At 58.0% G+C, this 6667-nt stretch carries 3 protein-coding genes and 1 pseudogene; 1 reads left to right on the plus strand and 3 read right to left on the minus strand.

Annotated elements, in window-relative coordinates:
* Positions 1-168 precede the first annotated feature (168 nt).
* The 3 genes and pseudogenes from ACSZO1_RS21290 to ACSZO1_RS21300 all read right to left on the minus strand — a co-directional run.
* A pseudogene (locus tag ACSZO1_RS21290) lies at positions 169-4011 on the minus strand (RHS repeat-associated core domain-containing protein); the annotation flags it as partial.
* A gap of 17 nt (positions 4012-4028) precedes the next feature.
* Positions 4029-4466: a DcrB-related protein gene (locus ACSZO1_RS21295; RefSeq protein WP_437616216.1), complete on the minus strand. Its 438-nt coding sequence runs from the start codon at positions 4464-4466 to the stop codon at positions 4029-4031.
* Positions 4467-4584: 118 nt separating this feature from the next.
* The gene (locus ACSZO1_RS21300) at positions 4585-5289 is read right to left on the minus strand and encodes a pirin family protein (RefSeq protein ID WP_437616218.1); all 705 of its coding nucleotides are present in this window, start codon (positions 5287-5289) and stop codon (positions 4585-4587) included.
* 135 nt (positions 5290-5424) lie between these two features.
* Here ACSZO1_RS21300 and ACSZO1_RS21305 point away from each other — a divergent pair, with 135 nt between their 5' ends.
* A complete protein-coding gene (locus ACSZO1_RS21305) occupies positions 5425-6321 on the plus strand; it encodes a LysR family transcriptional regulator (RefSeq protein WP_437616220.1) in 897 nt (298 codons plus the stop codon).
* Positions 6322-6667 lie beyond the last annotated feature (346 nt).

The raw sequence follows: 6667 nt of genomic DNA on the forward strand, positions 1-6667 counted from the left end.
CAGGATAGCTTATCGGTAGCTAACCGTCCCTCCATCCACATGACCAAGCGTTGCACTTATTATCTGAATTCGCGGTTCACGCATTTCTTTTGGAGACATATTGTGGCCCCATTTATCCTTAATCATAGCATGAGTCTGCTTCGGATTAACGGCTGCATGTGAGCATTTCAACCCCAGCGGGTCAATCCAGCCCAGCGGATTCGGTGCATAAGCATACAGATTCAGTCCACCCGCCACGCCAATCGGATCCTGCACAGTAAAACGACCAACCTGCGGATCATAATACCGGAACAAATTATAGTGCAGCCCGGTCTCGCTGTCAGCGTATTGTCCGGCATAGCGTAACGTCTGGTCAGGCAGGGGGGGTTTATGTGCGAGGCGGTGAAAACCTGCCGTCTGCCGGGTGATGTCACCGAAACTGCTGTAGTGTCCGCTCCAGCGGAGCTGGCCATCTTCGTCCGTCACTTCAAGCGGTGCACCGTTAAGGTCGGTGCTGTACCAGCAGATATCTCCACGTTTATCTTCCGCCAGGTGGTCAACACGCGCCAGCGGGCTGTATGCCTCATCCGGGTCGTAAATATATGTCTGGCACTGCCCGTTCTGCTGCTCCTGTAACAGGCGATACCCCTGCCACAGAAAGCGGATTTCAGTGGTGCCGCGCGGCGTGGTGACGTTTTTGCGGGTGCGGCGTCCCAGCGCATCATAGTGATAGCGGGCCGTGAAGCGGCCTTCCGGTCCGGTGCCTTCTGCTGTTATCAGCCGGTTTTCCGCGTCGTACTGGTAATGCTGTTCATACAGGCCGCTGCGGCGGCTGACCAGATTGCCCCACCAGTCGTATTTCATAAACAGATTCTGCCAGTGCGTCAGGCGGTTATCCGTCAGCGGCAGGGCGGACAGGTCATCATCCGGCAACAGATTATCGGCGGCGTCATAGCGGAATGCCTGCGTGCTGTGCCTCGTAGTGCTTCAGCAGGCGGCCTTCCCCGTCATAACCGTAAATCATGCTGCCACGCAGGGTGTCGCTGACGTCAGACAGCTCTCCGCGCGCGGTATAGCTGAAAACGCGTTCCAGTATCCTCTGTTCAGGCAGGGCTGGCACGGTGTCTGGCGTGCTGCGTTGCAGGGTGCGGCGGCCCAGGCAGTCATACTGGCGGGTCTGCTCACGGGCCCCCTGACTGCGTGACACTTCCCTGTGCAGGCGGTCGCGGGTGAATTCGCTGACCGTCTGCTGATTAAAACGGATGGCGCTGACGTGGCCGGAGCCATAATGCAGCCAGGACAGATTCTGTCCGCCGGGCAGGGTCAGCGCGGTGAGATTACTCAGTGGGTCATACGCATAATGCAGTTCACCGTTCACGCCCTGTTCACTGAGCAACCGGCCCGCGTCGTCATGAGTAAAGTGAATTTCATCCGCTTCGATACCCCGCGCCACGCCTTCGGCAGTCGGTGTGCGTGCCAGGCTGGTCAGCTGTCCGCTGGGGTTGCGCCGGTAGTGGTATCCGGCATCACGGGTGGTGCGTCCGGTCAGCAGGCCGCTGTTGTCGTAGCTGAAAGTCTGCATACGGCGGGGAATGCCGCCGTCATTATCGGGTTTGCCGCTCTCAATCAGGCTGCTGAGCAGGCCCTGTTCGTTCCACTCCATCTGTCGGGAAGTGTCGTCCGGACGGGTTTCGCTGAGTACCCGGCCTGTCGGGTCACAGGTAAAGCGGTACTCACCGCCGTTGCCGTTTTCCAGCCGCAGCAGGTTGCCTCTCGGGTCATAGTGCCAGCGGCGGGTGATGCCGTTGCGGTCGGTCTGGCTGAGGGGTAATCCCAGCGCGTTGTACTGCCAGCGCACCTCACTTTCCAGCGCGTCACGCCAGGCGGCAGGCTGTCCGCGTTCATTCCATAACAGCGTCTCCCGGCTGCCGTCGGCACGGATAACGGTGGTAAGCTGCCCGGCGGAGTTCCATTCCCGGCGGGTAATGTTACCCTCCGCGTCCTCACTGCTGAGCAGCTGTCCGAAGCTGTCATATGTGTAGCGGGTCACGCTGCCGGAGCAGTCGGTCCGCTGTGTCAGCAGCCCCTGACGGTTCCACGCCAGCAGCACATCGCCGCCGTTCGCGTCGGTAATGCGGTCCGGCAGCGTCTCTTCATCATCAGGATAGTGGTAAACGGTGGCGTGATTCAGCGCGCCGGTTTCCGACAGCAGGCGGCCGTTCAGGTCGTAAGTGGCCTGTGTGGCTGTCAAATCCGGGTAAACCGTGCGGGCGATGCGGTCAGTGTTGCGAAACCAGTAATACTTTGTGGTGCGGCCTGCCGGGTCAGTTTCGGCGATCATACGACCATAGCGGTCCCACTGGCTGCGCCGTATGGCCCCGTCAGGCAGGATAACGTCGCATAACTCACCGTCACGGTAAACGAAACTGGTCTGGCGGCCATCGTAATCCGTAAAGCGGGCGACGTTGTCATCATCATCGATAAGCCACTGCGCCTGTGCTCCGTCCTCGCGCCGTGCCTGACGCCATCCACCGGCAAAATCGTAGTCAAACCTCAGTTCTTCACCCGCGCTGTTGCGGTACGCAGTCACGCGCGGCAGCCCGTCAGTGTTCTGCCACAGATATTCGCTCAGCAGGCCGTTGCCGTCCTCATGGCTGCGCAGTAAATCCGTGCCGTCGCCGTCGTCATACCAGCTGAAGCGGCGGCGTACCTGGCCGCCGCGCCCGGTGACGCTAAGCAGCCGGGCCTTATCGTCATAGTGATAACTGACCAGACAAACCTCATCATCCAGCCAGGCTCCGGTCAGGCGAACCTGTCCGCTGACGGTCACGTAGCGGCAGACCACGCGCTGTCCGGCGCTGTCGGTGAGTGTGTGCAGGGTATGGTCGTCGTTCCATGCAAACAGGATATCGTTGCCGCAGGGTTCGCTGAGCCGCAGCGGCAGGGAAGGGGAATGCTCCGTTAGCGGCTGAAAATGCCAGCGCTCGCCGCTGATGTCGTATACAGACCAGGTATCGTCCTGATGGCGCTCCAGCCAGTGCTTCTCCGGTTCGCAGAAGGTACGCTGACCCCTGGGCACCATTGGGAAGGAAACGTAATCCCCTGACGGCGCGCGCCACACCAGCCCGTCCTGATAGCGCTCAAGGCGGGTTTCATGAAAAAGGTTCCAGCCACGCCCCAGCACGCTGTCGCCGGGGTTGCCGCTGCGCCAGTAACGCTGCCAGCGCACCGGCAGGCGGGAGGGCAGCACAAAATCGAGTTCGTCATCACCTGAAAGGAATTTCTGTCCGCTGACGATATCCACCGGGCGGGCGATGATGCCCGCGGCCGCGGTGCCGGTCATTAACGCCCCGGCGCGGCAGGTGATACGGGCCAGTTTGTTAATACCCGGAATTTTACTGAGCAGTTTACCCAGCGCCCCGGTTTTCCCGGCGGCACCGCCCCAGCCCCCGGCCAGTCCGGCAAACAGCAGCGTCAGGTCGGAGGCTTTATACAGCCATTCAGGCACTTCAGACTTTATGGGCAGGGTCTGTTCCGGGGCACCACCAATGCGCACGTTTCCTGAACCGATCATGACCTTGCGCCACAGGTGGTCTGGTCGCCGAGACGGGCAGCTGGCAGGCCGTTAATATGCACCCGGGATGAGCCTTCGGCCATCTGTTGTGAGCCACTGTCCCTGGCGCATTCGACCATGCTGCTGGTGGCAATAGCGGCAGGTTTGCCATTAATGAAGACGTTATTAGAGCCGGTGACGATAATGCCTTCCTTTGCCATACTGGCGGCACCCGCATCCGCAATGCTGTCCCGCGCGGCGGTTGCCAGTTCGCCCGTCAGGTATCCCACTGCCAGGCTCGCGCCGACCAGCAGCACGCCAATGCCGAGACAGGACGCTCCGATACCCGCCACCATCAGCGCCCCGGCCGCGATACCGCCCGCCGCTGCAATGAGTCCACCTACAATCGTGCCGGCAATCATGCCCGCGAGGGCATGGGAATGACCGATGTCATCCCCGACACGCGCCGCCTCAAACATAACAACAATCCTTATCGTTAAGCGTTAAAACGGAAGCTCCTGAGCAGGGACAGAAAGAGCGTATTATCGGGGGCAGTGAGCGCAGTTCCTGACGTCATCGTGAAGACCAGTACATGACGGTCATTGGTGTTAAAGACCGCCTGCTGCTGAAAGACACGTCTGCCGTCACGCAGGTAGCTGGCGTGAACGCATTCGCCCTGAACCAGGTTATCACCAAGGACAGCAGGTCCACGCGCGGTCTGTTTCCAGTCCTTCAGATGTCTGGCTATCAGCACAAGCTGGCGATCAATGTAAGCGGGAAGGTTTTCCCCGTCATTCAGCGCATCACGGGAAATGTTACAGGCAGGCGCATGTGTGCCGGGCAGGATAAAGACGTTGACAGTACGGTCCTGACAGCCGTCAGGGAGAGTTATCTGGCCTTCGGTGAACAGACAGGCTGGTTGTGAATCAGGCATCGAGCAGGTTCCATTTGCTTCAGATGCGCTTAAGCTTCTCACGGATTGAATTGCCAGGCACGAAGTTTCGGGGCGCAATCGATCGGTTTAATGGGATGCGGGCACTCACCCGCATCATTTACACCGGCAAATCAATCACCAGCGCCCGCAGCGGCGTTTCGGCATTCAGCGTCACACTCTGCTCTTCTTTGATAAATGCGCCATCGCCACAGGTCAGTCCCTGCTGCTGACTGGAATGTGTTGCAGCCTGCAGTGAGCCATGAATCGACTGCAGATAGGCGCGCGGGCCATGCAGTGGTGTCGACCAGCTTTCTCCGGGTTGCAGCTCCACATGATGGATCCACACCTGCTGACGCAGTATCAGGCTGCCCTGCGCGCCATCCGGCGATGCCAGCAGCGTATAGGGCTGGCGAGTGGCGATTTTTACCCGCTGAATCAGTGGGTTTTCCCGCTCAGGGCAGGCATCAAGCCACAGTTGCAGACGCGTTAACGGCGTCTCTTTACTCAGGTTATGCTCGCTCCAGGTCACGCCCGCCTGCGCTGACAATAACAACGCTTCACCGGCGCGTGCGCTGGTATGGTTGCCTTCGCTGTCACGGTATTCCGCTTCACCCTGCAGGATCAGATTCAGGACATCGACTTTGGGATAACTGCGTGGCTGAAACGCTGCGCCAGGTGCCAGCACTTCCTGGTTCAGTACGCGCAGTGACGCGTAGCCGAGCAGTTGCGGATCAAAATAGTGACCAAAGGAGAAAGTATAACGCGCCTGTAGCCAGCCATAATCAGCCTGGCCGCACTCTTTCGCTGCACGTGATGTAATCATAATTATTCGGACCTCCAGCGTTGTCACGCCCCAGAGTGTGAACGCTCTTCATAATCCCATAGTAAGTTTCTGGACGTCGGATTGTTAGCCAGTTAATCTGCTGGGTATATTCAAATTTCCTGACAGAGAACCCTGATGGCCAAAGATCGGGCGTTAACATTAGAAGCATTACGGGTGATGGATGCGATTGACCGGCGTGGCAGTTTTGCCGCGGCGGCGGATGAACTGGGGCGCGTTCCGTCGGCACTCAGTTACACCATGCAGAAGCTGGAAGAGGAGCTGGATGTGGTGCTGTTTGACCGCTCCGGACATCGCACCAAATTCACTAATGTCGGCCGGATGCTGCTGGAGCGCGGACGGGTACTGCTGGAAGCGGCGGATAAACTGACCACCGATGCTGAGGCGCTGGCGCGCGGCTGGGAAACGCATCTGACCATTGTCACCGAAGCGCTGGTGCCGAGCGAACAGTTGTTCCCGCTGGTGGACAAACTGGCGGATAAAGCCAATACGCAAATCTCGCTGATGACTGAAGTGCTGGCAGGTGCCTGGGAGCGGCTTGAGCAGGGCAGAGCAGATATTGTGATTGCGCCGGATATGCATTTTCGCGCCTCGTCGGAAATTAATACCCGCAAGCTGTACAGCATGATGAGTGTCTATGTTGCCAGCCCGGATCATCCGATTCATAACGAGCCGGAACCGCTGTCGGAAGTGACGCGGGTAAAATATCGCGGCATTGCGGTGGCGGATACCGCGCGCGAACGCCCGGTGTTAACCGTACAGTTGCTGGACAAGCAGCAGCGCTTAACGGTCAGTTCTATTGATGATAAACGTAAGGCGCTGCTGGCTGGCTTAGGTGTGGCAACCATGCCGTATCCGCTGGTGGAAAAAGATATTGCCGAAGGCCGCTTGCGCGTGGTGAGCCCGGAATACTCCAACGAAGTGGAAATTATTATGGCGTGGCGGCGCGACAGCATGGGCGAAGCGAAAGCCTGGTGCCTGCGCGAGATCCCGCGTCTGCTGGCAAAGCGCTAATTTCTTACAGGCGGTGACAGACCGCCTGTAAACGTTCCTTACTCTCTCCCTGCCCGACTCTCCTTTTTTCTGCGGGAAACATTCACTCTATTAATTTATTAGTTTTAATTAATCATTATTTTTTATTGATACTGCAGTCTCGGCTAATGTGACGAAAACTTTAGCCCCTTTCATTGCGCAATTAGCGCTATAAAGTGCACGCTTATCCCGTCATATCCACAGCGTTACCTTTTGTAATATTTTGTATGCAACATCTGTGCGTCCCGAATATTAAGGAAGGTGCGATTTAATCGTCAATTATGAGAACATAACCCTTTCTTTGACATAGACTTTTCACGATGCCCGC

Source organism: Erwinia sp. V71 (assembly GCF_965644245.1).
In the GTDB taxonomy this organism is placed as follows: Bacteria; Pseudomonadota; Gammaproteobacteria; order Enterobacterales; family Enterobacteriaceae; genus Erwinia.